This is a genomic window from Bacillus sp. MBGLi79, assembly GCF_002953915.1.
On sequence record NZ_CP026521.1, the window covers coordinates 2509906 to 2512840 of the forward strand.

Below are 2935 nucleotides of genomic sequence, written 5' to 3' on the forward strand. Positions count from 1 at the left end.
AGTCTCCAGCTCAAGCAGGAATTCCCCTTGTTCTACATAATCTCCCGGTTGTTTCAGCCATTGGGCTATCGTTCCTTCTGAAATTGATTCCGCTAATTCAGGTACTTTAATTTCCGCCATTTTTTAGTTCCCCCTTAATTTTTGCGAGTCAAGCTATCAGATACAATGCGTTCCTGTTCCTTTTTATGAACCGTCGGATCCCCTTCTGCCGGACTTGAACGTCTTCTTCTGCCAATATAGCGGACCTTCACGTCCTTTGGAGCAATCTCTCTTAAATAAGGCTCGATATAGTTCCATGCACCCATATTTTGCGGTTCTTCCTGTACCCAGACAATCTCCTCCAAATTCGGGAGTTTGCTGAAGATCGCTTTAATATGCTTTGCAGGGAAAGGATACAGCTCTTCAACCCGTGCAATGTGCAGCCAATCTTTTTCACCTTCCATTTTATTGAAATGGCTGCTGATGTCAATCGAAACTTTACCGCTTGAAAGGACGAGGCGCGTCACTTTGTCATACTGATGGGAAAGTCCTGACATTTCATAGACCGGCTTAAAGTTACTGTCGCTGAGCTCCTGCACTTCTGATACGGTATTCGGATTTCTCAGCAGGCTTTTCGGCGTCATGATGATCAGCGGGCGGATCTCCTCGCGAAGGAGCATCTTCGCCTGCCTTCTTAAAATATGGAAGTACTGGGCAGCGCTCGTCAAGTTGGCGACAGTCCAGTTGTTTTCCGCCGCCAGCTGAAGGAAGCGTTCCGTTCTTCCGCTTGAATGCTCAGGTCCCTGCCCTTCATAGCCGTGCGGCAAGAGAACAACGAGCCCTGATTTTTGTCCCCATTTCGCTCTTCCTGCAGAAATGAACTGATCAAAGTACACTTGCGCCGCGTTTGCAAAGTCTCCAAACTGCGCTTCCCAGATCACCATCGTTTCCGGCGAAGACACGTTATATCCATATTCAAAGCCAAGGACGGATCCTTCAGAAAGCGGGCTGTTGTGAACCGCAAATGACGCTTTCGTATCTGCAAGGTGATGCAGTGCGATGAATTCGTCCCCTGTCTTGCTGTCGTGAAGGACAAGGTTGCGGTGTGCGAATGTGCCGCGTTCTGAATCCTGCCCGGTCAGCCTTAGAGGTGTGCCGTCTTTCAAAATGGATGCAAAAGCCATCGCCTCTGCAAGCGACCAGTCGACTTTTCGGTCATCGTCGAACGCTTTGGCGCGCCTTTCGAGGATTCGCTTTAGCTTATCGAAAACGTTGAAGTTTTCAGGCCATGAAACAAGCTCCTGATTAATTTTGCGCAAAGTTTCAACATCAACCGACGTGTCAACATCAGGAAAACCGTTGGAAACAGGTTCCGGAAGAACGATTTCATGCGTCATATCTTCCTTTTTGGCCGGCACTTTGCGATAGGCTTCTTCTAAACGCTTCATGACAGCGTCCCCGATTTTGTCGACGGTTTCATTATCGACGATCCCGTTATGAATCAGCTTTTCAGCAAAGATGTTCTTGACGGTCGGGTGCTTTCTGACCGCATCATACAGCATCGGCTGCGTTGCAGACGGCTCATCCATTTCATTGTGGCCGAAACGGCGGTAGCCGATCAGATCGATCAAAAAGTCTTTGTTGAAAGTCATGCGGTATTCAACAGCGAGCTGAACCGCTGAAAGGCATGCTTCAGGATCATCCGCATTGACGTGGACGATCGGAATCTCAAAACCTTTTGCAAGGTCGCTTGCATATTTCGTCGATCTTGACTCATTGCTTTCCGTCGTAAAGCCGATCATGTTATTGGCGATAATGTGAATCGCTCCGCCCACCTGATAGCCTTTAAGCTGGCTTAAATTCAGCGTTTCCGCGACAATGCCTTCCCCTGGGAATGCCGCATCGCCGTGAATCAGAATCGCCAGCGATTTTTTAACGTCTTGAAGCGGATAGCCGCTCTCCGTTCTCGTTTCCTGGGCGGCTCTTGTCGAACCCTCAACGATCGGATCGATGAACTCCAGGTGGCTCGGATTGTTCGCGAGCGCAATGCGCGCCGTTTTCGTATGCTCATCCTGAATCTGACGGTTGGCGCCGAGGTGATATTTTACGTCACCCGTCCAGCCGTAATTGATCCCTGTCGAACCTTCCGACGGAACGAGATCTTTGTTCGGCGCATGCTGGAATTCAGAAAAAATGATTTCATAAGGTTTTCCGAGCACATGCGCAAGAACGTTCAGGCGGCCCCTGTGCGCCATTCCGATATTAACGTTTGTCGTACCTGCCGAAACGGACTTGGCGATAATATCATCCAGCATGGGCACAAGCGCATCAAGTCCTTCTATTGAAAAGCGTTTTTGCCCGACAAAGGTTTTGTGGAGAAACTGTTCAAGGCTTTCAACTTCTGTCAGCCTTCTTAAAACTTCCACCAGCTTTTCTTTCGATTTCGGGGCGAATAATTCCCCGGATTCGATCTTTTTCATCAGCCAGTTGCGCTCTTCAAAAATGTGCACATGGTCAAATTCAAAAGAAATCGATTTTTTGTATGTGTTTTTCAAGTACTGGATGGCTTCTAAACCGTTCGTTACTTCTTGAGGGGCATCTTTGCATATGACAGACGCCGGAATTTTTTTCACATCCTGCTCAGTTAACCCGTACTCAGCAAGAGGAAAAAGCTCCTGTTTCTCTTGTGTTTTTCTCAGTGGATTGACGGAAGCGTTTAAATGGCCATAGGTTCTAATATCTTCTGCGAGTTTTATCACTGATGCGATTTTTTGAATAGATCCAGCCGTGAAATCTGCCTCTTCGTTTTTTAGAGAGGCGGCCCTTATATCGCCCGGGGGAGCTCCAAGTTCGTCAAACATCTCTTTTAAATCAACATCCAAGCTTTCTGGATCCTTGACGTATTGATCGTAAAGCTCCAGCACATAGCCGAGGTTCGGACCGTGAAATTCTTCCC

The 2935-nt window shown here is 48.0% G+C and carries 2 protein-coding genes; both read right to left on the reverse strand.

Annotated elements, in window-relative coordinates:
• The coding region (locus C1T29_RS12460) for a biotin/lipoyl-containing protein (RefSeq protein WP_208945454.1) at window positions 1-120 on the reverse strand (120 nt) is incomplete at its 3' end.
• Between the two features lie 14 nt (window positions 121-134).
• A partial coding sequence (sucA, locus tag C1T29_RS12465) for a 2-oxoglutarate dehydrogenase E1 component (RefSeq protein ID WP_208945455.1) occupies window positions 135-2935 on the reverse strand: 2801 nt, incomplete at its 5' end.